Raw genomic sequence first — 22,614 nt, forward strand, 5'->3', positions numbered from 1 at the left:
ACGTAGGGCGGATTAGCGAAGCGTAATCCGCCAATGCGTGAGCAGCCCCCAGCTCTTATCAATCAGTGACTTCGAACGCAGCCGGGTCCAACTCGTCCAGCGTGACGATGGTATTGCGTCCCGGTTGCGCCGCCTGCTGCGTCAACCGGGCCCCCAGCTGCGCCAGGTAGTCGGCGCGGCAGCGGCGCAGCACATAATCCCTGAAATTATCCAGTTCCAGATCGCGCCACGCGCGCTCGCGGCCCTCGTCCGAGCGCACGCGCGCCTGCGCGCGCAATTCCGGCGTGATCTCCGAATCGCCCGCCGTCAAGCGCGTGTAGCCATAGCGGTCCATGAACTCGCCCGTCACCGTTTCTATGACATCGATCTCCGGTGTCGTCAGCTGCTGCTTGAACTTGTCGATATTGGCGGCGATCGGCGGATAGCAGTTCGACGACCATAGCGCCGACAATTGCGAGAGCTGCTTTGCCTCCTGCGAGCCCGCCACGTCCAGCATCTGCGGCAAAAAGTCGATGCCGAGGAAAACGCACACCTTTCGCAGCGTGACCTCCTGCTGCGACAGGAAATCCTCATAGCGTATCGTCAGCACCCGGTCCGGCCAGCGCAGCCGCACATGATCGGCGGCGCGATGCGCGGCCAGCCAGGTCTGCGCGTTGAGCAGGCTGTCGAAATCGTGGATGATGGCCCGGTTCATCGACGCCACCTGCGCGCGCGGATCGCGAACCACGTTGACGAACAACATATCCGGATACAGCTCCATCTGCTGGTCGGCGTAGTGCACGCTGTCGAGCGACTTGTCCATCACCACGCTGGCGTGCTGGCGCTCGCCGGCGCGCAGCAGCAGTTCCCACACCACGCGGTGGATGTTGCGCGGCTGGTTGCGGATGGTTTCGAAGATCTCGACCGGATCGAACACCGCGCCCGGCCACTTGACCATGCTGACCGCCTGCAGCCCGACCACGTCGGTCACCATGCGGAAGTAGCTGCGGTCGTCGCGCAGGTCGCCGTACAGCGGCACCAGCGGCATCAGATCGACGATGTGCAGCGGGTAGGGCGAATAAAATTGCGGCGACATGTTCAGGCGCAGGCGCAGCGCGTGGCTGCCGCAGCGGCGCAGCGGTATCATCATCACGGGGCGCGGGCGGTCGCCCTGGGCAGCCGGGAGGTCAGGAGTTTTGTGGGCGGTAGTCATTCCATGTTCCTTTCAATTCGAAGTACTCGCAAAAGCGTTTCATGAAGCTGGCCAGTTCCTGGCGCGGCAAATGGTTGATGCCGGCGGCGGCGACCCTGCCGCCGCCGCTGTCGAATTGCCGGCACAGTCCACAGGCGCTGCGCAGCGACGGGGCGCCAGAGCGCACGCTGACCAGATACGAACCGTCGGTCCGTTCATTGAGCACGGCGAAGGATGCGCCGTCGCGCCGCGCCGCCAGCCGGTTGGCCAGCACGCCGCTGATTCGGCGCGACCATGGCGTCGCCGGCAGAAGGTAGATGGCGCCGCCCGGCTGCTCCAGGTAGGGTTGCAGCTGGTGCAGCCGGGCGCAGTCCTCGCGGTAGCCTTCGCGCAGGTCGCGGTAGACGGTGCTGGCGGCGATGAAGTCGAACGGATCTTCGTAGCCGCTCAATTCGCGGTACAGCGCCCCGGGGGCGATGTGCAGGTCTTCCGTGGATTCGCCGTAGGCGTTGTAGTTGATGGTCTGGCCCAGCTGCGCCAGGTCGGCGATGGCGTCGTCGCGCAGGCCCATCTCCTTCGCCATCTTCTGTCCCACTTGTTCCAGGTTGTCGCCGAAGGCCGCCGTCACGGCCCACAGGCGATGGCGGCCACCGAGCTGGCGGTCGACCAGGATGCTGGTGCAGACGTCGGCCGAGCCGTCGCAATGCAGGCGCAGACCGGGATGCTCGAAGGCGCAATCGGCCGAGTGGTGGTCGTAGTAGTCGACCCGCGCGCCGCCGTCCAGCAGCCGTCGCAGCTCGCCGGCGTTGGCGTCGAGCGAGATGTCGAGCACCACCACCTCGGCCGCGCCTTGCGGCACGCGCCGCAGCAGTTCGATATCGCGCTTGACGCCGGTGATCAGCGTGGCCTCGGCCGGCGCGTGCAGGCGTAGCTGATGCAGCGCGCAGATGCCATCGGCGTCGCCGTTGAAGACGTCGTATTTCATAGGGATCAGAGGAAGCGGTACGACAGGTGCTCGAGCAGCTGTTCGCAGGACTGCTCCAGCGACAGTTCGCCGGTGTCGAGCGACATCGCCGGATCGAGCGGCACCTCGTACGGCGCCGAGACGCCGGTGAACTCCGGAATCAGGCCGGCGCGCGCCTTGGCGTACAGGCCCTTGGGGTCGCGCTCCTCGCACACGGCGCACGGCGTGCTGACGTAGGTCTCGACAAAATTGGCGCCGCCGATGATGTCGCGGGCGATCTCGCGGTCGCTGCGCAGGGGAGAGATGAAGGCGCAGATCACGATCAGGCCGGCGTCGTTCATCAGCCGCGCCACCTCGGCGCTGCGGCGGATGTTCTCGCGGCGATCGGCAGGGGAGAAGCCCAGGTCGCGGTTCAGGTGATGGCGCAGGTTGTCGCCATCGAGGACGTAGGCCATGTGGCCGGCGGCCATCAGCCTTTTCTCCAGCGCGCAGGCCAGGGTGGATTTGCCGGCGCCACTCAAGCCGGTGAGCCACACGGTGGCCGCCTGCTGGCCCGCCTGGTGCGTGCGCGCCTGCGCCGTCACCTGGCTGGCGTGCCAGAAAAGATGGGGTACGTTGCCGGCCGCGCCGGTGGGTGCGAGTTTGTCCAGTTTGCCCATGATCGTTTCTCCGTTGGCGAGTGACGCGGCGACTTAAAATTGTTCCCAGCTATCCGATGCCAGCGCCGGTGCCTTGGCCTTGGCCTCGGGCTTGGCCTTGACCGGCGGGCGCGCTGGCGCATGTGCCAGCCGCTGCACCGGCGCGGCCTTGGCCAGCGCCTTCATGGGCTGGCGCAGCGCGCCGGCCTGCGCCTCGACGCGGAAGATGCCGACCACCTGATTGAGGCTGTTGACCTGGTCCTGCATCGCCTGCGCGGCGGCGGCAGCCTCCTCGACCAGCGCGGCGTTCTGCTGCGTCACGTCGTCCATCTGGGTGACGGCGGTGTTGATTTGCTCGATGCCGTTCGACTGCTCCTGGCTGGCCGACATGATCTCGGACATGATGTCGGTCACGCGCTTGACGCTGGCGACCACCTCGTGCATCGTCGTTCCGGCCTGTTCGACCAAGCGGTTGCCCGCTTCGACCTTGTCGACCGAATCGCCGATCAAGTCCTTGATCTCCTTGGCCGCCGCCGCCGAGCGCTGCGCCAGGTTGCGCACCTCGGTGGCGACGACGGCGAAGCCGCGTCCCTGTTCGCCCGCGCGCGCCGCCTCGACGGCCGCGTTGAGCGCCAGGATGTTGGTCTGGAAGGCGATGCCGTCGATGACGCCGATGATGTCGACGATCTTGCGCGCCGAGATATTGATGGCGGCCATGGTGTCGACCACCTGCGCCACCACGGCGCCGCCCTTGACGGCGACGCTGGAGGCCGATTCGGCCAAGCCGTTGGCCTGGCGCGCGTGGTCCGTGTTCAGGCGCACGGTGCTGGTCAATTCCTCCATCGACGAGGCGGTTTCCTCCAGGGTGCTGGCCTGCTGCTCGGTGCGCGAGGACAGGTCGAGGTTGCCGGAGGCGATCTGGCTGGCGGCGGTGGAAATGGTCTCGGTGCTGGCGTGCACCTGAGTGACGATCTGCGCCAGGCTGTCGCGCATGGAGCGCATCGCGAACAGCAGGCTGTGGTCGTCGCCCGGCCTGGTGTCGATCTGCACGGCCAGGTTGCCGGCGGCGATCTGGCCGGCGATCTCGGCGGCGTGCTCCGGCTCGCAGCCCAGTTCGCGCACCACGCCGCGCGTGATCAGCACGGCGGCGACCAGGCTGGTCAGCAGGGCCAGCGAGCCGATGATCAGCATCACCGTGCGCGCGCGGTCATAAGCTGCGGCGGCCGCCTCGGTGGCCTCCAGGTTCTGTTTCTCCTCGACGGCGATCAGCTTGCGTAGCATTTCCCACCAAGCCTTTTGCACCGGGCGGAATTCGTAGCGCAGCAATTTGTACGCCTCGTCCTGTTTTTGCTCCAGCGCCAAGGCGGCGGCGCGCTGGATGAACGGAGCGGCCACCACGGCCTGCTTCCTGATCTGGTCCAGCAGTTGCTTTTCCTCGGCCGAGGTTTCTTCCAGCTTGCCGAACATGTCGGACATTTTGTCTTGGGCAGCGGCGTATTTTTTCTCCTGCTCGGCGATGCGTTTGATCTCGATCTGGATTTCTTTATCTTCTTTTAACAAAATCAGATTGCGCATCGCCAGCGCGCGCTCGGTGACGGTCAAATCCATGGTTTGGGCGAGGCGGGTTTCGACGCCGTTGACGTTGATAATCTCGTCCATGCGGCTCTGGATCTGGCGCATGCTGACCAATCCGAGCGCTATTACTACAATGAGAAACACCGAAACGAGGCCAAATCCCATGCCCAGCCGTTTCGCAATAGTCATGTTACGCGCTTTCATACTTCCTCCTGAGATCCGTCATGATCCGCATATGCAAATGAGAATTCCGCATATCGGACGATTCATCTTAGGGATTGCTTTGCGTTAAAAAGTCTCCAATAATCACTTTTGGTTGAGACGCAACAATGCGCGCCGACATTGACGTAGGGTAAGAGAAGGCTTAGTTATGACGCGCCCACGGGCAAGCGGGCGAGCTCGGCACTAGCGGCGCGGGCGGGCGACTTGCATGCTGCAACAAAAGAAGAATGTGGCGGGCTTTGCGGCCACTGTTGCGGTCTTACGACTTGTTGTCGAAGTTATCTTTAACGCGGGCCTTGCGGCGGCGTTCGTCTTCGTTATGCGCTTTTCGTTTGTCCAGGCCAAACAGGGGTTCCAGGAATTCGAACCAGACGAAGGCGAATACGCTTAACGCCACGATCCACCACCAGGAGAGCTGGGCGAACTTCCACACTTCAAAGTAGCGCAGCGCGGATAGCGCCACGACCAGCAGAATGATAGGCATGTTGGTTTTCCTCCTGCCGTCATCTTACAAAGATTCTAGCTTTACTGGGAGCAATATTCTATTTCTGGGTCAACCCTTGGGCGGCTTATGCGTTAAATGCACAATGGTAAAACACGGTAGAATGATCGGCGGATCGAAAGCACGGAATTGATAGCACGCATTGATGGAACGCGTTGATGGAACGGATGGGCACTAACACTGGAGAGCACAATGAAACGCAATTTGATGATGGTAGGGATGGTAGTGGCGACGGCGTTCGCGTCGTCGGCGGCGATGGCGGATGCCGGCCTGGATCTGGCGAAGGCGAAGAACTGCATGGCGTGCCACGCGGTCGCGACCAAGCTGGTCGGCCCTGCCTATAAAGATGTGGCGGCAAAATACGCCGGCCAGAAGGACGCCGAAGGCAAGCTGGTCACCAAAGTGATCAAGGGCGGTTCGGGCACCTGGGGCGCGATCCCGATGCCGGCCAACCCGCAGGTGAGCGAGGCGGAAGCCAAGACCCTGGTCAAATGGGTACTGGCGCAGAAGTAGTCCACTTCTGGCCGGCCAAAAAAAAACGCACCTACGGGTGCGTTTCTCATTTTTATTTGACAACTTCGACTTTGGTTTTCTTGCCGTCGGTGTAGGTGTACAAGGTCAGCGCGCCGTCCTTGATGTCGCCTTTCGGGTCGAACGAGATCAGGCCGGTCACACCCTGGTACTTGATCTTGTGCAGGAACGGCAGGTACTTGGCCGGCTGCGACGATTTGGCGTCGGCCATCGCGGTGGCCATCGTCATGATGGCGTCGTACACGTACGGCGCGTAGATCTGCACGTCGGCGTTGTATTTCTTCTTGTAGCGGGCGACGAAGTCGTCCATGTTCTTTTGCTGCTCCGGCGACACACCGCCCGCTTCGGCGCAGATCACGGTGCCGTTGGTGGCGGCGTCGCCGGCCAGCTTGGCGAACGGCTCGGTGCAGATGCCGTCGCCGCCCATGTATTTGGCCTTGATGCCCAGCGCCTTCATCTGGCGCAGCAGCGGGCCGCCGACCGAGTCCATGCCGCCGAAGAACACCAGGTCCGGGTTCTTGCCCTTGATGGTGGTCAGGATGGCGTTGAAGTCGGTGGCCTTGTCGTTGGTGAATTCCTTGCCGACGATTTGCACGCCCGGCAGCGCTTTCTTGGCGCCCTTGATGAATTCGTCGGCGACGCCCTGGCCGTAGGCGGTGCGGTCGTCGATGACGGCGATCTTCTTGGCGCCCATCTTGCCGACAGCGTAGGCACCCAGCGTGCTGCCCAGCTTGGCGTCGTTGGCGACCACGCGGAACGTCGAGTTGAAGCCTTGCTGCGTGTATTTGGTTTGCGTGGTGGCGGGGGAAATCTGTGGAATGCCGGCGTCGTAGTAAATCTTCGAGGCCGGGATGCTGGTGCCCGAGTTCAAGTGGCCGATCACGCCGTTGACCTTGGCGTCAACCAGCTTCTGCGCGACCGCCGTGCCTTGTTTCGGATCGCTGGCGTCGTCTTCCAGTTGCAGAACGAATTTGACCGGCTTGCCGTCGATCTTGAAGCCTTTGGCGTTCAATTCCTCGACTGCCATCTTGGCGCCGTTTTCATTGTCCTTGCCGAGGTGAGCCGACGGACCCGAGACCGGGCCGACGTGGCCGATCTTGATCACTTCTTGCGCACCGGCGCTGCCGGCGAAAGCCAGGGCGATGGCGAGTGGAATGAATTTAGATTTGAACAGCATATACATTCTCCAATGGTTGAATAGTCGACGGCTGTCTTGTGAACGCCGCAGTTTTTTCTGCAAGGCCAAAAGGTACAACAAATAATTGCCCGCGCAAAGGAGGAAACGCGAAAGAACCGCGAAAGTTTTGCGCTTTTCTGATGCAGATCCAGAATTGGTACGGCGATCTATGATGCATTACCAAAATTGGTGCGGCGGTGCGCGCAAACGGGGCGATCCGCGCACCGTCCGGGCGCGGATCGGGAGGAGGGGGAGGATTATTTCTTTTGCGCTTGCAGGTGCGTCAGCTCCTGCGATACGGCGCGGGCGACGATTTTCTCGATGGTGTCGTGCAGGCCGATGCGGATCTCGTTGGTCAGGCCGTGCAGCGCGTGCGTGAGCACCTCGGCCATGCTGTCCTTGATGCGCTGCTCAAGCACGAAGTCGACGCGCGATTGCAGCTTGCCCATGATGCGCTCGGACAGGCGGTGTTCCAGCATCGCCCATTCGGCGTCGCTCCAGCCGTCGACGGCGTCCGCTTCGAGCTGGGCGGCCATTTCGGCGCGGGTGGAGGTGGTCAGCGGCGCGTTGGCCGTTTCGCCGGGCAGCAGGTCCCCGCCCAGCGGCTCGGCTTTGAGGACTTCCGTCAAGACAGGGATACTGGCGTCAAACGATTGGGCTTGGCTCATGATTTTCCTGTGACAAAGTGGGTAAGTGGATAGTCTTGCTGCTTGTAGGCGACATAGCGCTTGCGGCCGGCAGCCGCATCATCCTCGTCGGAGGAAATCACTTCGATCATGCGCTCGAACTCGGCAACCCTGGCCGAGGAGCGGCGCGACAAATTCACTAATAATTCGGTGTGTGGTAATTCCGCCTCATCGTTGTCGGTGAGCACGATCGGCGTATGCGGCGCGAGCGGATCGCCGGCCAGCACGTGCGGCAGGAAGTCGGTCGCCGAAAATGTCCACATCGCCGCGTTAAGTGCAGCCAGTTGTGCCTCATCTTCCGCCATCAGCACCACGCGATGGTTGGCCGCCCAGGCCTTGCGCACCAGGCGGCAGGCGTAGGCGATCTTGTCCGGCACGTTGGTGTGGAAATCGATGCGTGTCATAGCTGTTGTTCTGTTCTGTAGAGGGGAATGGCGCGCGGCGCGGGCCGCGTGATTCCAGTTTATGCGAAAACCGTTTTTGGCGCTGGCATCGATGTTGCTATCGACGCCGCCGAAAATGAAAATGCCGCGCGACATCGGCATCCGATGCGCGCGGCGGTATATCTTTTAGACGACGTTTATTCAGGCAGCCATACCGCTGTGACGCAACAGCGCGTCGATGCTCGGCTCGCGGCCGCGGAAGGCGGTGAACGATTCGAGCGCCGGACGCGAACCGCCGACCGAAAGTATCTCTTGCAGATAGCGCTTGCCGGTTTCCGTGGTGGCCGACGGGCCCAGCGCCTTGGCTTCCTCGAAGGCCGCGTAGGCGTCGGCGGACAGCACCTCGGCCCACTTGTAGCTGTAGTAGCCGGCCGCGTAACCGCCTGCGAAAATGTGGCCGAAGGAATTCTGGAAGCGGTTGAACGCCGGCGGAATGATCAGCGCGAACTTGGCGCGCACTTGGTCGATCAGTTGCTGCACAGTCTTGCCGGTACTGGCGTCGTAATCGTAGTGCAAGTGCATGTCCAGCAGCGAAAACTCGACCTGGCGCAGGGTCTGCAAACCGGACTGGAAGTTCTTGGCCGCCAGCATCTTGTCATACAGCGCGCGCGGCAAAGGTTCGCCGGTGACGGCGTGGGCCGTCATGTGCTCCAGCACTTCCCATTCCCAGCAGAAGTTTTCCATGAACTGCGACGGCAGTTCCACCGCGTCCCATTCGACGCCGGAGATGCCCGACACGCCCAGTTCGTCCACCGCCGTCAGCATGTGGTGCAGGCCGTGGCCGAACTCGTGGAACAGCGTGATGACTTCATCGTGCGTGAACAGCGACGGCTGTACCTTGCCGTCGACCACGGCCGGTTCGGTGAAGTTGCAGGTCAGGTAGGCGATCGGCGTTTGCACCTTGTGCTGGTCGGCGCGGCGGCCACGGGCGTCGTCCATCCAGGCGCCGCCGCTCTTGCCGGCGCGCGCGTACAGGTCCAGGTAGAACTGGCCGATCAGCTTGCCGGCGCGTTCGATGCGGAAGAAGCGCACGTCTTTGTGCCAAACCGGCGCGTCGTCCGGCTTGATTTCGACCGTGAACAGGTTCTGGATCAGACGGAACAGGCCGTCAACCACCTTATGTTCAGGGAAGTATTGTTTCACTTCCTGGGCGGAAAACGCGTAGCGCTGCTCCTGCAATTTCTCGGACGCGTAAGGAATATCCCAGGCCTTCAATTCGTCGATGCCCAGCTCAGCCTTGGCGAACTGGCGCAGTTCTTCCAGATCCTTCTCGGCGAACGGACGCGCGCGCTTGGCCAGGTCTTCGAGGAAGTTGACGACCTCTTCAGGCGACTTGGCCATCTTCGGCACCAGCGACACTTCGGCGAAATTCTTGTAGCCGAGCAGCTTGGCTTCCTCGTCGCGCAGCTTGAGCAGGGTGACGATGTTTTGCGTGTTGTCCCACTCATCCTTTTTGCTGAAGACCTCGCCTTGCTCGGAAGCCTTGGTGGCGTTGGCGCGGTAGACGGTCTCGCGCAGTTCGCGCTTGTGGGCGAATTGCAGGATCGGGTAGTAGGACGGGAAGTGCAGCGAGAACTGGAAGCCTTGCTTGCCATCCTTTTCGGCGGCGGCGCGCGCGGCGGCCTTGACGTCGTCCGGCAGGCCGGCCAGGTCGGCCTCGTCGGTCACCAGCAGCTTGTAATCGTTGGTGGCGTCGAGCACGTTTTCGGAAAAGCGGGTCGACACCGACGCGTGCTCTTCCTGGATGGCGGCGAAGCGTTCCTTCTTATCGGCCGGCAGTTCGGCGCCGCCCATGCGGAAGTCGCGGATGGCGTTGTCGACGATGCGCTTGCGCGCCGGCGACAAAGTGGCGAACTCGGGCGAGGCGCGCAGCGCCTTGTATTTGTCGAACAGCGCCTCGTTCTGCGCCAGCGCGGTCCAGAACTCGGTGACCTTGGGCTGGTTCTCGTTGAATGTCGCGCGCAGCTCGGGCGTGTCGACGACGTTGTTCAGATGGCTGACGATGCCCCAGGCGCGCCCCAGCAGCTCGGTGGCGTTCTCCAGCGGCGTGACGAAGTTCTCCCACGTCACTTGTTCCGATGGCGTTTGCAACTGCTCGACGACGGCGCGGCTCTTGGCCAGCAGGTCGTCGATGGCCGGGGTGACATGCTCGGGCTTGATCGCGTCGAAACGCGCCAGGCCGGAAAAATCGAGAAGGGGGTTCTGTGCGTCTGTGGTCATGTCAGCTTCCAAAAAGTTGTATTTACGTGCGCGGTTAGCTGCGTTCCGCCGCCTCTACGGTATTCATCAACAGCATCGTGATCGTCATCGGACCGACGCCGCCCGGCACCGGCGTGATGTGCGACGCCACTTCCTTAACACCGGCAAAATCCACGTCGCCGCACAGCTTGCCGGCGTCGTCGCGGTTCATGCCGACGTCGATGACGATGGCGCCCGGCTTGACCATGTCGGCCGTCAGCGTGTTGCGGCGGCCGACGGCGGCGACCACGACATCGGCCTGGCGGGTGTACAGGCCCAGATCCGGCGTCGCACTATGGCAGATGGTGACGGTGGCGTTGGCTTGCAAGAGCAGCAGGGCCATCGGTTTGCCGACGGTGTTGCTGCGGCCGATGACGACCGCATGCTTGCCGCGCAGGTCGACGCCGGTGCTTTCGATCAGTTTCATGCAGCCGTACGGGGTGCAAGGGCGGAAGCCTTCCAGGCCCGTCATCAGTTCGCCGGCGCTGAGCACCGAGTAGCCGTCGACGTCCTTGGTGGTCGAGATCGCTTCGATGACCTTGTGCGGGTTGATATGTTTAGGCAGCGGCATTTGCACCAGGATGCCGTGGATGGCCGGATCGGCGTTCAGGGCGGCGATGCGCTCGAGCAGGGCGGCCTCGGTCAGGTCGGCCGGGTATTGCTCCTTCAACGAGTAAAAACCGGCGTCCTCGCAACCCTTGACCTTGTTGCGCACGTACACGTGACTGGCAGGGTCGTCGCCGACCAGGATCACGGCCAGGCCAGGCTTTTTGCCTTTGGCGGTGAGGGCGGCAGCACGTGCAGCAATTTCCGCGCGCAGTTTTTGGGAGAGGGCGATTCCGTCGATCAGTTGAGCAGGCATGATTTAACCAGGTGGGAGGGGAAAGCAGGATTATAAATCGCCGGGGCGCGCCGCGCCGCGTTTCCAAGCAGTTTGACATGCTGCGGCGCACAAGATTTACATAGGGAAATTTCACGATACGAAATGTCGTATCATAGTTTGAAAAAGCAAAAAATCACTGTTAGAATCCCCACACGTCATTAAAGTAATAGTAAATAATTCATTAAAGACAGCGTTCCATTGGCCCAGAACGGACTAAAACGGGCACTTAACTCAGGAGACTTAATACATGTCAGCTCAACTTGACCAGGTAACGGCAAACACCGACCCTGATTCGCAAGAAACCAAAGAATGGTTGGATGCTCTGGCCGCGGTGCTGGAACAAGAAGGGCCTGAACGTGCTCATTACCTGATGGAACGCCTGATCGACCTGGCCCGCCAAAGCGGCTCGGACATCCCGTTCTCTGCCAATACGGCCTACGTCAACACCATCCCGACCAGCATGGAAGTCCACTGCCCGGGCAATCTGGAATACGAAGAAAAGCTGCGCTCGTGGATGCGCTGGAACGCCATGGCGATGGTCGTCAAGGCCAACCGCGTCGACGGCGACCTCGGCGGCCACCTGTCCTCGTTCGCCTCGCTGGCCAACATGCTGGGCATCGGCTTCAACCACTTCTGGAAGGCGCCAAGCGAAAGCCACGGTGGCGACCTGCTGTACATCCAGGGCCACTCGTCGCCAGGCGTCTACGCCCGCGCCTTCCTGGAAGGTCGTTTGACCGAAGAACAACTGACCCATTACCGCCGCGAAGTCGACGGCAAGGGTCTGTCGTCGTATCCGCACCCGAAACTGATGCCGGACTTCTGGCAGTTCCCGACCGTCTCGATGGGCCTGGGCCCGTTGATGGCGATTTATCAGGCGCGCTTCCTGAAGTACCTGCACGCGCGCTCGATCGCCGACACCACCGACCGCAAGGTCTGGGCCTTCTGCGGCGACGGCGAGATGGACGAGCCGGAATCGCTGGGCGCGATCGGCATGGCCGCCCGCGAGAAGCTGGACAACCTGGTCATCGTCGTCAACTGCAACCTGCAACGCCTGGACGGCCCGGTGCGCGGCAACGGCAAGATCATTCAAGAGCTGGAAGCGGACTTCCGCGGCGCCGGCTGGAACGTCGTCAAAGTCATCTGGGGCCCGGGTTGGGACGCGCTGCTGCAGCAGGATAAAGAAGGCATCCTGCGCAAAGTGATGATGGAAACGCTGGACGGCGAATACCAGAACTACAAAGCCAAGGACGGCGCCTACGTGCGCAAGCACTTCTTCGGCAAGCATCCGAAGCTGCTGGAAATGGTCGCAAACATGACCGACGACGACATCTGGCGCCTGACCCGCGGCGGCCACGATCCGCACAAGATCTACGCCGCCTTCAAGGTCGCACAAGAGCACAAAGGTCAGCCGACCGTCCTGCTGGTGAAAACCATCAAGGGCTTCGGCATGGGCAAGCACGGCGAAGCGCGCAACACCGCGCACAACACCAAGAAGCTGACCGACGAAGCCGTGCGCGAAATGCGCGACCGCTATTCGATCCCTATCCCGGACGACAAGCTGGCCGACATCCCGTTCTACAAGCCTGCCGACGACGCGCCGGAAATCAAGTACCTGCACGAGCGCCGCGCCGCGCTGGGCGGCTACCTGCCGGCCCGCCGCCAGCAAGCCGACGAAAAACTGACCGTGCCGCCACTGAGCGCCTTCCAGAACGTGCTGGATGCGACCGCCGAAGGCCGTGAAGTATCGAGCACCCAGACCTTTGTGCGTATCCTGACCACGCTGCTGAAAGACCCAAGCGTCGGTTCGCGCATCGTCCCGATCCTGGTCGACGAGTCCCGCACCTTCGGTATGGAAGGCCTGTTCCGTCAAGTGGGTATCTTCAACCAGCAAGGCCAGTTGTACGAGCCGGTCGACAAAGACCAGGTCATGTACTACCGCGAAGACAAGGCCGGCCAGATCCTGCAAGAGGGTATCAACGAAGCCGGTGGTATGAGCTCGTGGATCGCCGCTGCGACCTCCTACTCGACCAACAACCGCGTGATGATCCCGTTCTACACCTACTACTCGATGTTCGGTATGCAGCGTATCGGGGATCTGGTCTGGGCAGCGGCCGACATGCGTTCGCGCGGCTTCCTGATGGGCGGCACCGCCGGCCGTACGACCTTGAACGGCGAAGGCTTGCAGCACGAAGATGGCCACAGCCACCTGTTCGCGGCCGCCGTCCCGAACTGTATGCCGTACGATCCAACCTTCGGCCACGAAGTCGCCGTGATCATCCAGGATGGTATGCGCCGCATGGTGGAAGAACAGGAAGACGTGTTCTACTACATCACCATCATGAACGAGAACTACCCGCACCCAGGCATCAAGCCAGGCCAGGAAGAGGGCATCCTGAAGGGCATGTACCTGCTCCAAGAGGGCGACAAAGACGCCAAGCAGCGCGTGCAGCTGATCGGCTCCGGCACCATCCTGCGCGAATCGATCTTCGCCGCCGAACTGCTGAAGAACGACTGGAACATCGCCGCCGACGTGTGGTCCGCTCCGTCGCTGACGCTGGTGGCACGCGACGGCCAGGACGCCGAGCGCTGGAACCTGGTCAACCCGACCAAGGAAGCCCGTGTTCCTTACGTGACCCAGCTGATGTCGAAGACCTCCGGTCCTATCGTTGCAACGACCGACTACATGCGCGCCTTTGCTGAACAGATCCGCGCCTTCATTCCGAAGGACCGCACCTACCGCGTGCTGGGCACCGATGGTTTCGGCCGTTCGGACACCCGCGCCGCGCTGCGCGAGTTCTTCGAGGTGAACCGTTACTACATCACGGTCGCCGCGCTGAAATCGCTGGCCGAAGAAGGCAAGATCGACGTCAAGGTGGTTGAGGAAGCAGTCGTCAAGTACGGCCTGAATCCGAACAAGCCAAATCCGGTGACCCAATAAATAGAATACGGAGCAAACGCTATGAGCATTGTGGAAGTTAAAGTCCCGGATATCGGCGATTTCAAGGAAGTTGAAATCATTGAGTTGATGATCAAGGTCGGCGATACGATCAAGGTCGATCAGTCGCTGATCACCGTTGAATCGGATAAGGCCAGCATGGAGATTCCTTCTTCCGCCGCTGGCGTGGTCAAGGAAATCAAGGTCAAGGTCGGCGACAAGGTCGCCGAGGGTTCGCTGCTGCTGTTGTTGGAAGCTGAAGGCGCCGCAGCCGCGCCGGCTGCCGCCGCTGCGCCGGCGCCTGCCGCCGCTGCCGCCGCTCCAGCTGCGGCCCCCGCACCAGCCGCCGCGCCAGCCGCTTCGGCCGGTCCGGTCGAAGTCAAAGTGCCGGACATCGGCGACTTCAAGGAAGTGGAAGTCATTGAAGTGATGGTCAAAGTCGGCGACACGATCAAGGTCGATCAGTCGCTGCTGACCGTCGAATCGGACAAGGCCAGCATGGAAATCCCTTCGTCGCACGCAGGTGTGGTGAAGGAAGTGAAGATCAAGGTCGGCGACAAGGTCGCCATGGGTTCGATCGTGCTGGTGGTTGAAGCCACTGGCGGCGCTGCCGCTCCTGCCGCTGCCGCACCTTCGGCCGCTCCAGCTGCCGCAGCCGCTCCAGCCGCGGCGCCTGCGCCTGCGGCCGCTCCTGCTGCGGCAGCCGCCGCGCCGGCAGCGTCGCAAGGCTCGGTCCAAACCGGCAAGCTGGCGCACGCGTCGCCGTCGATCCGCAAGTTCGCCCGCGAACTCGGTGTCGACCTGCTCAAGGTGCCGGGCTCCGGTCCTAAAGGCCGCATCACCCAGATCGACGTGCAGAATTACGTCAAGGGCGTGATTGCCGGTACCGTGGCTGCTCCTTCGGGCGCCGCCAGCGGTGGTTCCGGTGTTGGTGGTGGCGGCAACTTCAGCGTGCTGCCATGGCCGTCGCTGGACTTCAGCAAATTCGGTCCGACCGAACTGCTGCCGCTGTCGCGCATCAAGAAGATCAGTGGCCCGAACCTGCACCGCAACTGGGTGCAGATCCCGCACGTCACGCAGTTCGACGAAGCCGACATCACCGATCTGGAAGCATTCCGCGTCGAGACCAACAACGCCAATGCCAAGAACAAGGATGCGGCCAAGCTGACCATGCTGGCCTTCGTCATCAAGGCATCGGTCGCCGCGCTGAAGAAATTCCCGTCGTTTAACGCCTCGCTCGACGAGAAGGGTGAAAACCTGATCCTCAAGCAGTACTACAACGTCGGCTTCGCGGCCGATACGCCGAACGGCCTGGTGGTCCCGGTGATCAAGAACGCGGACCAGAAGTCGGTCTCGCAGATCGCCAAGGAAATGACCGACCTGTCGCTGCAAGCGCGCGAAGGCAAGCTGAAACCAACCGACATGCAGGGCGCCAGCTTCACCATCTCGTCGCTGGGCGGCATCGGCGGCACGCACTTCACGCCGATCGTCAACGCGCCGGAAGTGGCGATCCTCGGCCTGTCCAAGGCGTCGATCAAGCCGGTGTGGGACGGCAAGGCCTTCCAGCCTCGCCTGATGATGGGTACCTCGCTGTCCTACGACCACCGCGTGGTCGATGGCGCGATGGGTGCTCGCTTCTCCGTGTACCTGAGCGAAGTGCTCGGCGACATGCGCAAAATTCTGCTGTAAGGAGCGACTATGACCACAGAAGTGAAAGTGCCGAACATCGGCGACTTCGCAGAAGTTGAAGTGATCGAGGTGATGGTCAAGGTTGGCGACACGATCAAGGTCGATCAGTCGCTGGTGACCGTCGAATCGGACAAAGCGAGCATGGAAGTCCCTTCGTCGCACGCAGGTGTGGTGAAGGAAGTCAAAGTCAAGGTTGGCGACAAGGTCAAGGAAGGCGTGTTGCTGCTGGTGGTCGAGGAGGCGGCTGGTGCCGCCGCTGCGGCTCCTGCGGCTGCGGCCCCGGCCCCGGCTGCGGCCGCACCTGCCGCAGCGGCGCCAGCGCCTGCTCCGGCGGCCGCCGCGCCGATCGCCGCGCCAGCCGGTGGCAGCTACACCGGCCAGGTCGACATCGACTGCGACATGATGGTCCTGGGTGGCGGTCCTGGCGGTTACTCCGCCGCGTTCCGCGCCGCCGATCTGGGCCTGAACACGGTCATCGTCGAGCGTTACGAAACGCTGGGCGGCGTGTGCCTGAACGTCGGTTGCATTCCGTCGAAAGCACTGCTGCACGTGGCATCGGTGATCGACGAAACCGCGCACATGTCCAACACCGGCGTCACCTTCGCTAAGCCGACGATCGACATCGACCAGGTACGCAAGTACAAGGAAGGCGTCATCAAGAACATGACCGGCGGTCTGGCCGGCATGGCCAAGGCCCGCAAGACGCAAATCGTCACCGGCGTAGGCCAGTTCCTGAGCGCGAACCACATCGAAGTGACCGCCGGCGACGGCAGCAAGAAGGTCGTGCAGTTCAAGCAGGCCATCATCGCCGCCGGTTCGGCGGTTGTGAAGCTGCCGTTCGTGCCTGAAGATCCACGCATCGTCGATTCGACCGGCGCGCTGGAACTGCGCCAGATCCCGAAACGCATGCTGGTCATCGGCGGCGGCATCATCGGCCTGGAAATGGCCACCGTGTACTCGACCTTCGGCGCGCGTATCGACGTCGTCGAAATGATGGACGGCTTGATGCAGGGCGCCGACCGCGACGCGGTCAAGGTCTGGCAGAAGTTCAACGAGAAACGCTTCGACAACATCATGACCAAGACCAAAACGGTCGGCGTTGAAGCGCTGCCGGAAGGGATCAAAGTCACCTTCGAAGCCGCCGAAGCCGGCACCACCGCGCCAGCGCCGCAGATCTACGATCTGGTGCTGGTCGCCGTCGGCCGCAGCCCGAACGGCAAGAAGATCGCCGCCGAAAAAGCCGGCGTGATTGTCAGCGACCGTGGTTTCATCCCGGTCGACAGCCAGATGCGCACCAACGTGCCGAACATCTTCGCCATCGGCGACCTGGTGGGTCAGCCTATGCTGGCGCACAAGGCGGTGCACGAAGGCCACGTCGCGGCGGAAGCCGCCGCCGGCCAGAAGTCGCACTTCGACGTGAAGGTGATTCCATCGGTGGCCTACACCGATCCGGAAGTGGCATGGGCCGGCATCACCGAGGACGAAGCAAAAGCCAAGGGCATCAAGGTCGAGAAGGGCCACTTCCCTTGGGCCGCCAGCGGCCGCGCCGTGGCCAACGGCCGCGCAGAGGGCTTCACCAAGCTGCTGTTCGACGCTGAAACGCACCGCATCATCGGCGGCACCATCGTCGGCACGCACGCCGGCGACATGATCGGCGAGATCGCCCTGGCGATCGAGATGGGTTGCGACGGCACCGACATCGGCAAGACGATCCATCCTCACCCGACCCTGGGCGAGTCGATCGGTATGGCCGCCGAAGTGTACGAAGGCGTCTGCACCGACCTGCCGCCGCCGCGCAAGCGCTAAGTTATCGCATCATCACAAAACCGGGACTCGTTCCCGGTTTTTTTATTGTCAGGTTCCGCATGTCTTCTTTCCCCTCCATTGTCCCGCTGCTGCTGTCGGTCGCGCTCTACACGAGCATTAACAAGTTGGCCGCTTTCCTGTACAAACGCGCGCGCCTGAGCTGGCGCGACGCCTGTATTTTTAGTTTGATTTTATTGATGGTGCTGGGCACGGCCACGCTGCTTAATCGTCTGTCCGGTAATGTGGCGCCGATAGCGGTGCTGGTGGTCGCCGGTCTGGTGATACAGGCCGGCATCGGCGCCTGGTTCCTGGCGCCGCGCGCGCGTACCGCCGCCGGTGCGCCGTTGGGCAGCAGGGGCGGGGCCGTGCTGGCGGTGATCGCCTATGCGTTGATGAGCGGCGTGGCCCTGTTGGCTGGACTGGCGATGAATAATTTGAATAGCTGATCAAGCTGCTGCCTGCGCGGAGGCGGGCAGGCCGAACACGCGGTCGAAGGCCAGGCTGAAAAGGAAGGTGTAGATCATGAAGAACACCACCAGGCCCACGTCCAGCACCAGCGCTTCCCACAGCGTGATGTTCAACCACCATGCGAACAGCGGCACCAGTATCACTACCAGTCCACCTTCAAAACCGACGGCGTGCGCCACCCGGCGCGCGACGCTGCGCCCGCGGGTTGCCTGACGGGCTTCCCACGCCTCGAACATGCCGTTGTAAATGAAATTCCACACCACCGCGACGGTGGACGAGGCGATCGCGGCGACGCCGGAGTGGGTCGCGTCATGCCCGGCAAGCAGCATCAGGAAGCTGCTGGTGAGCGCCACGGCGAACAACTCGAACAATGAGACGTAGACGACTTTTCGTTTTAAACCTTGCATGTTATTTCCTCTAAAAACTATTGCATGCATGGTAGTTGAGTATTTCTGATCGAAAAAGTCGACAGCTATCAGATTTTCTGACAGCATGGCGCATGGCCTTCTCCAGTGACAACGTTTTGATCTTCTTGGCCGTGATCGATCACGGTTCATTTTCCGCAGCCGCGCGTGCGGTGGGACGGGTGCCGTCGGCCGTCAGCATGGCAATCGCGCATCTGGAGGCGGAACTCGATCTGCAGCTGTTCGACCGCACTTCGCGCGATGTGCGTCCCACCGAGATGGCGCGCGCGCTGGAAGCGGAGGCGCGGCAGATGGCCGGCCAGCTACGCCGGCTGAAGGCGCACGCGCTGTCGCTGCACCAGGGGCTGGAGCGGCGCCTGACGCTCGCCATCGCGCCCGAGCTGCTGTCGGCCGCGTGGAGCGTTCCGCTGGCGCGGCTGGCCGATGAATTCCCGTCGCTGGAAGTGGAGGTGCTGTCGGCGCCGCAGGCCGACGCGCGGCGCATGCTGCATGACGGCTCGGCCCAGTTGGCGCTGCTCTATGAGCGTCCGCAGGTCGATGAGCATGAGAGCTTCCAGGAGTTGGGCAGCGAGGTGTTGGTGGCGGTGATCTCGCCGCGTCATCCGCTGGCGCGTGAGCGCAATGGACACTTCCGGCTTGAGGATCTGGTCGATATTCGTCAGATCGCGATCGTCAGCCGCGAAGCGCACGAGGAGGACATGCGGGTGCTGGTCTCGCGTAAGTTGTGGCGCACCGATAGTCATCTGGCCATGCTGGGGATGGTGCAGGCGGGTTTGGGGTGGGCTTTTCTGCCCAGGCGGTTGGTGACGCCAATGTTGGAGGATGGGGAGTTGATTGGCATCGACTTCGCGACCATGAGCAATCAGCTGCGCTTGTGGGTGGATGTGGTGTGGCTGAACGACCGGCCGCTGGGACTTGGCGCGAAACGGCTGATCGCGCTGATGAAGGACATTGACGGGCTTGAAGCGCGGCCGGGGCATACCTAGGAGTCACGTAGGGCGGATTAGGCGGAACGCCGTAATCCGCCAATGCGTGAGCAGTCGAGACGCACGCTTTGGCGGATTACGCTGCGCTAATCCGCCCTACGTGTTTTAGACGTGATTTAGAAGATTGGTCAGCGAGTCAGCGAGTTAGCCGATATAAAAGGATCGCCGTGCGGATGGTCGCGCGTTCGACCGATGCGACCTCCAGATCCTCATCCGGCGAGTGGGCGCCATTGCCGGCCACCCCCAGGCCATCGAGGCTGTCGATCAGCGGGGCGATGAACTGGATATCGCCGGCGCCGCGCTGGCCCGGCGGCAAGGCGGGGATCTCGCCCAGGCCAGCATCGGCGCTGGCTTGCGAGTATGTCTTCAAAACCGCGATGTTGCCGGCCGTCGGCGTCATCGGCGGGTAGGCATCGTGGAAGACGATGCTGGCGCTGGTGCCCGGCAGGTTCTGGCCGACGATGTCGCGCATCCTGGCGCGCGCGCGGTCGCGCTGCTCGTAGCTCAGGTAGCGCAGGTCGCCCTTGACGGTGGCTACCCGCGAAATCACGTTGGTCTTGCCTGCGGCCTGGCCCTTGTCGCCGACAGCATCGACGTCGACATCGGTGCCGCCCAATATCAATCCAGGGCTGAAGGTCAGATCCGGCTCGATCACCCGCTGGCGGAAGCCGTCGAGGATGCGCGCGGCCTCGTACACCGCGCCGTAACCGGCTTTCTCGCTGAAGATGCCGCTGGTGTGGCCTTGCTTGCCCTTGACCTCAAGCTCCCACGACGACGAGGCGCGGCGGCCGATGGTGCCGGTGTCCTTGCCATCCTTGTCGCGCACCGTGCCTTCGAAGGCGAGTGCGATGTCGCTGCGTTTGGCGGCGGCCACCATGTCCGCGCGCGAGACGTCGATCGGCTCGCCCGCGTCTTCCTCGTCGCCGGTGAACATGACGGTGATGGTGGTGTCGTCCAGCGCGCCGACCTTGTGCAGCGCCCGCAGCGCTTCGATGATGACGACGTCGCCGCCCTTCATGTCGTTGACGCCCTGGCCGCGCACGCGGTCTCCTTCGCGCTTCCACAGCTGCACCGGGCTGTTTTTTTCGAACACCGTGTCGAGATGCCCGATCAGCAGCAGGCGCTTGCCGCGCTTGCCCTCGCGTGTGGCGACCAGGTGGCCGGCGCGCCGCACGGCTGGCGGCATGTCGATCCAGCGCGTGGCAAAGCCCAGCTGGTCGAACTGTTCGCGAAACAGCTTGCCCACTTCGCGCACGCCGTCATGGTTCATCGTGCCGCTGTTGATGTTGACCGAGCGCTCCAGCAGTTGCAGGCCTTGCGGCGCGCGCGCCTTGACCTCGGCGACGATTTTCTGCTCGGTGGGGGAGAGCGCGGCGGCATGGGCGGGGCCCCAAACGGCCAGCGACAAGGTCAATGCGGCGAGGGCGGGCGGTGTCGTTTTCATCGGGGTTCCGGGTGGCGCGATCGGTATCAGTTGTTAGCAATTGTAGCCGACGGCGGTTTTGGGCGGCCATGGTCGCCGCGCTGTGCGGGAAGCTGGTATATTCCCATTGCAGATTTTTTTAAAGGATAACCATGTTTCGCTTGAAATTCGTCGTTGCCGCCGCCGCCCTGATGGCAGGCGCCGCCTTTGCATCGCCAACCGCGCCGAAGAACGGCGCCGAGTACATCACCTTGAAGGCGCCGCAGCCGGTGCAGGCCGAAGGCAAAAAAGTCGAGGTCATCGAGTTCTTCATGTACCACTGCCCGGCGTGCTACGCGCTGGAACCGGCCATGCTGGATTGGGTGAAGAAGCAAGGTGACAACATCGTGTTCCGCCGCATCCACCTGCCGCTGACGGGCGCCAACGATCCGGAGGCGCATCTGTTCCTGACCTTGGAGGCGATGAAGCTGGAAGAATCGATGCACGCCAAGGTGCTGAGCACCTGGCACGTCGACCGCCAGCGTTTGAAGAGCGACGACGACAACATCAATTGGGCCGTCAAAAACGGCATCGACAAGCAAAAGTTCCTGGCCGTGTATAACTCGTTCGCGATCATCACGCGCTTGAAGAACGCCGGCCGCGTCGCCGCCACGTATGAAGTCAACAGCACGCCGACCATGATCGTCAATGGCCGCTACCTGACCAATCCGACCATGGTCGATAGCAGCAATCCTGGCCAGATTCCACGTCAGCAGTTGAGCCAGGCCACCTTGCAGGTGCTGGACGCGCTGGTGGCGATGTCGCGTAAATAAGGACCGGGCGCCAGCGCCGAATCTGTCGCTGGCTTAATTGACCGTGAAGCGGGTCGGGATTTCGATGCCGCCCGTGCGCGCGGCTTCGGCGTAGGCCTTCAATTCCTGGATCACGGCGTCCAGCTGCTCCTGTCCAGGGTTGGCCTGGAAATTCTTGATGCGCTCATTCATGAGCGTTACTTGTTTGCTCCAGTCCAGTCGATTCAATTTGCTCATGTGTGCTCCAATTTAAAAATCAAGTATAGAACAAACTGCAAAGTTGCACAGCTTCTAACGTAGCACGCTGCGCAGGAACAGATCGAGCCCAGCCGCCGCGCGCTGGCGCAACTCGTCCGTGGTCGGCGGCGCCTGGTTCGGGTACAGCAGGCGCGTCATGTGGTCGCCGAGCAGGCAGTTGGTCAGGTGTACCGCCAGCATTTCCAATCCCAGTTCCGGCCGCAGCCGGGCACTGACCTCCGGCCGCACGAATAGGCGCTTCAGTTGTTCGCGCGACTGTCGCGGCCCGGCCTGATAGAACGTGTCCGCCAGCTCCGGCGTGCTGAGCGCCTCGGCCACCACCATGCGGTGCAGGCTGACGAACGACGGCAACGACACCAGCTCCAGGAAGCGCAGCGAAAAGTCGCCGAGGATATCCTCCAGGGGACGCGGGTCCGTCTCCATGCTGGCCATATCGGCGAAGAAGTGCGCCCGGCCCTCGCTGATGATGGCGCTCAACAGCCCGGCCTTGCCGCCGAACTTGACGTAGATCGTCCGTACCGCCACATGGGCTTCGCGGGCGATCATTTCAAGACTGACCTTGCTATAACCCTTTTCGAGAAATAACTGCTTCGCCGTGTGCAACAGCGCCAGATGGCGCGCTTCCTTGTCGGCCGCGCGCGGGCGCCCCGCAGCCTTGCCGAAGCAGGGCGAGGCGGGATCGGTGACGGCGTCGTCGGGGCAGTCCAGCTCCTCCGGCGCGGCGGTCGCGGTGGTTTGTAGGTCGGAAATTTTCATGGCGGCTAATGATAACGAATGCGGTCATGCTAGTCCAAATAAAAATG

At 62.4% G+C, this 22,614-nt stretch carries 21 protein-coding genes; 7 read left to right on the forward strand and 14 right to left on the reverse strand.

Going from position 1 to position 22,614, the window contains the following annotated elements; genetic code table 11:
- Positions 1-58: 58 nt before the first annotated feature.
- The 5 genes from NHH73_07460 to NHH73_07480 form a co-directional block, all read right to left on the reverse strand.
- The gene (locus NHH73_07460; GenBank protein ID USX28110.1) at positions 59-1,192 is read right to left on the reverse strand and encodes a sulfotransferase; all 1,134 of its coding nucleotides are present in this window, start codon (positions 1,190-1,192) and stop codon (positions 59-61) included.
- Positions 1,167-2,156, reverse strand: coding sequence for a hypothetical protein (locus NHH73_07465; GenBank protein ID USX28111.1), 990 nt, complete (start codon positions 2,154-2,156; stop codon positions 1,167-1,169). Before NHH73_07465 ends, NHH73_07460 begins: the two co-directional genes overlap by 26 nt.
- A 5-nt stretch (positions 2,157-2,161) precedes the next feature.
- Positions 2,162-2,794, reverse strand: a complete 633-nt coding sequence (gene cysC, locus NHH73_07470; GenBank protein ID USX28112.1) for an adenylyl-sulfate kinase — start codon at positions 2,792-2,794, stop codon at positions 2,162-2,164.
- Between the two features lie 33 nt (positions 2,795-2,827).
- Complete coding sequence (locus NHH73_07475) at positions 2,828-4,537, reverse strand: methyl-accepting chemotaxis protein (GenBank protein USX28113.1); 1,710 nt, start codon at positions 4,535-4,537, stop codon at positions 2,828-2,830.
- Between the two features lie 292 nt (positions 4,538-4,829).
- Positions 4,830-5,054: a TIGR04438 family Trp-rich protein gene (locus tag NHH73_07480; protein ID USX28114.1), complete on the reverse strand. Its 225-nt coding sequence runs from the start codon at positions 5,052-5,054 to the stop codon at positions 4,830-4,832.
- Positions 5,055-5,282: 228 nt separating this feature from the next.
- On the opposite strand from NHH73_07480, the gene NHH73_07485 reads away from it, so the two are divergent.
- Positions 5,283-5,585, forward strand: a complete 303-nt coding sequence (locus tag NHH73_07485; protein USX29579.1) for a c-type cytochrome — start codon at positions 5,283-5,285, stop codon at positions 5,583-5,585.
- A 52-nt stretch (positions 5,586-5,637) separates the two neighbouring features.
- On the opposite strand, the gene NHH73_07490 is transcribed toward NHH73_07485, so the two are convergent.
- The 5 genes from NHH73_07490 to folD all read right to left on the reverse strand — a co-directional run bounded on the left by NHH73_07490 (position 5,638) and on the right by folD (position 11,009).
- Positions 5,638-6,780 carry a branched-chain amino acid ABC transporter substrate-binding protein gene (locus NHH73_07490; GenBank protein ID USX28115.1) on the reverse strand — a complete coding sequence of 381 codons (1,143 nt, stop codon included), beginning with the start codon at positions 6,778-6,780 and terminating at the stop codon, positions 5,638-5,640.
- 257 nt (positions 6,781-7,037) lie between these two features.
- Positions 7,038-7,448: a hypothetical protein gene (locus tag NHH73_07495; protein ID USX28116.1), complete on the reverse strand. Its 411-nt coding sequence runs from the start codon at positions 7,446-7,448 to the stop codon at positions 7,038-7,040.
- Positions 7,445-7,870, reverse strand: coding sequence for a DNA polymerase III subunit chi (locus NHH73_07500; protein ID USX29580.1), 426 nt, complete (start codon positions 7,868-7,870; stop codon positions 7,445-7,447). The genes NHH73_07495 and NHH73_07500 overlap by 4 nt, the downstream gene beginning before the upstream one ends.
- Positions 7,871-8,050: 180 nt before the next feature.
- Positions 8,051-10,129 (reverse strand): M3 family metallopeptidase, encoded by a 2,079-nt coding sequence (locus NHH73_07505; protein USX28117.1) that lies wholly within the window; start codon positions 10,127-10,129, stop codon positions 8,051-8,053.
- A 34-nt stretch (positions 10,130-10,163) separates the two neighbouring features.
- On the reverse strand, positions 10,164-11,009 hold the full coding sequence (gene folD / locus NHH73_07510) for a bifunctional methylenetetrahydrofolate dehydrogenase/methenyltetrahydrofolate cyclohydrolase FolD (GenBank protein ID USX28118.1): 846 nt from the start codon (positions 11,007-11,009) through the stop codon (positions 10,164-10,166).
- 268 nt (positions 11,010-11,277) lie between these two features.
- Between folD and aceE the strand changes: the two genes are divergently transcribed.
- The 4 genes from aceE to NHH73_07530 are packed head-to-tail and all read left to right on the forward strand — an operon-like array spanning position 11,278 to position 17,906.
- On the forward strand, positions 11,278-13,968 hold the full coding sequence (gene aceE / locus NHH73_07515) for a pyruvate dehydrogenase (acetyl-transferring), homodimeric type (protein ID USX28119.1): 2,691 nt from the start codon (positions 11,278-11,280) through the stop codon (positions 13,966-13,968).
- Between the two features lie 21 nt (positions 13,969-13,989).
- On the forward strand, positions 13,990-15,654 hold the full coding sequence (aceF, locus tag NHH73_07520; protein ID USX28120.1) for a dihydrolipoyllysine-residue acetyltransferase: 1,665 nt from the start codon (positions 13,990-13,992) through the stop codon (positions 15,652-15,654).
- A gap of 9 nt (positions 15,655-15,663) precedes the next feature.
- The gene (gene lpdA, locus NHH73_07525) at positions 15,664-17,460 is read left to right on the forward strand and encodes a dihydrolipoyl dehydrogenase (GenBank protein USX28121.1); all 1,797 of its coding nucleotides are present in this window, start codon (positions 15,664-15,666) and stop codon (positions 17,458-17,460) included.
- Positions 17,461-17,519: 59 nt separating this feature from the next.
- On the forward strand, positions 17,520-17,906 hold the full coding sequence (locus tag NHH73_07530; protein USX28122.1) for a hypothetical protein: 387 nt from the start codon (positions 17,520-17,522) through the stop codon (positions 17,904-17,906).
- On the opposite strand, the gene NHH73_07535 is transcribed toward NHH73_07530, so the two are convergent.
- Complete coding sequence (locus NHH73_07535) at positions 17,907-18,335, reverse strand: PACE efflux transporter (protein USX28123.1); 429 nt, start codon at positions 18,333-18,335, stop codon at positions 17,907-17,909.
- A gap of 92 nt (positions 18,336-18,427) precedes the next feature.
- Here NHH73_07535 and NHH73_07540 point away from each other — a divergent pair, with 92 nt between their 5' ends.
- Positions 18,428-19,339, forward strand: coding sequence for a LysR family transcriptional regulator (locus NHH73_07540; protein USX28124.1), 912 nt, complete (start codon positions 18,428-18,430; stop codon positions 19,337-19,339).
- A 136-nt stretch (positions 19,340-19,475) separates the two neighbouring features.
- Here the strand turns inward: NHH73_07540 and NHH73_07545 are convergent, their stop codons facing one another.
- The gene (locus NHH73_07545; protein USX28125.1) at positions 19,476-20,783 is read right to left on the reverse strand and encodes a M20/M25/M40 family metallo-hydrolase; all 1,308 of its coding nucleotides are present in this window, start codon (positions 20,781-20,783) and stop codon (positions 19,476-19,478) included.
- Between the two features lie 131 nt (positions 20,784-20,914).
- On the opposite strand from NHH73_07545, the gene NHH73_07550 reads away from it, so the two are divergent.
- Positions 20,915-21,574, forward strand: coding sequence for a thiol:disulfide interchange protein DsbA/DsbL (locus tag NHH73_07550; protein ID USX28126.1), 660 nt, complete (start codon positions 20,915-20,917; stop codon positions 21,572-21,574).
- 33 nt (positions 21,575-21,607) lie between these two features.
- Here NHH73_07550 and NHH73_07555 read toward each other — a convergent pair whose 3' ends face one another.
- Together NHH73_07555 and NHH73_07560 are read right to left on the reverse strand one after the other, a co-directional pair.
- Positions 21,608-21,790, reverse strand: a complete 183-nt coding sequence (locus NHH73_07555; GenBank protein USX28127.1) for a hypothetical protein — start codon at positions 21,788-21,790, stop codon at positions 21,608-21,610.
- Between the two features lie 54 nt (positions 21,791-21,844).
- Complete coding sequence (locus NHH73_07560; GenBank protein USX28128.1) at positions 21,845-22,567, reverse strand: TetR/AcrR family transcriptional regulator; 723 nt, start codon at positions 22,565-22,567, stop codon at positions 21,845-21,847.
- Positions 22,568-22,614 lie beyond the last annotated feature (47 nt).

It is taken from the genome of Oxalobacteraceae bacterium OTU3CINTB1, assembly GCA_024123955.1.
GTDB lineage: Bacteria > Pseudomonadota > Gammaproteobacteria > Burkholderiales > Burkholderiaceae_D > Rugamonas.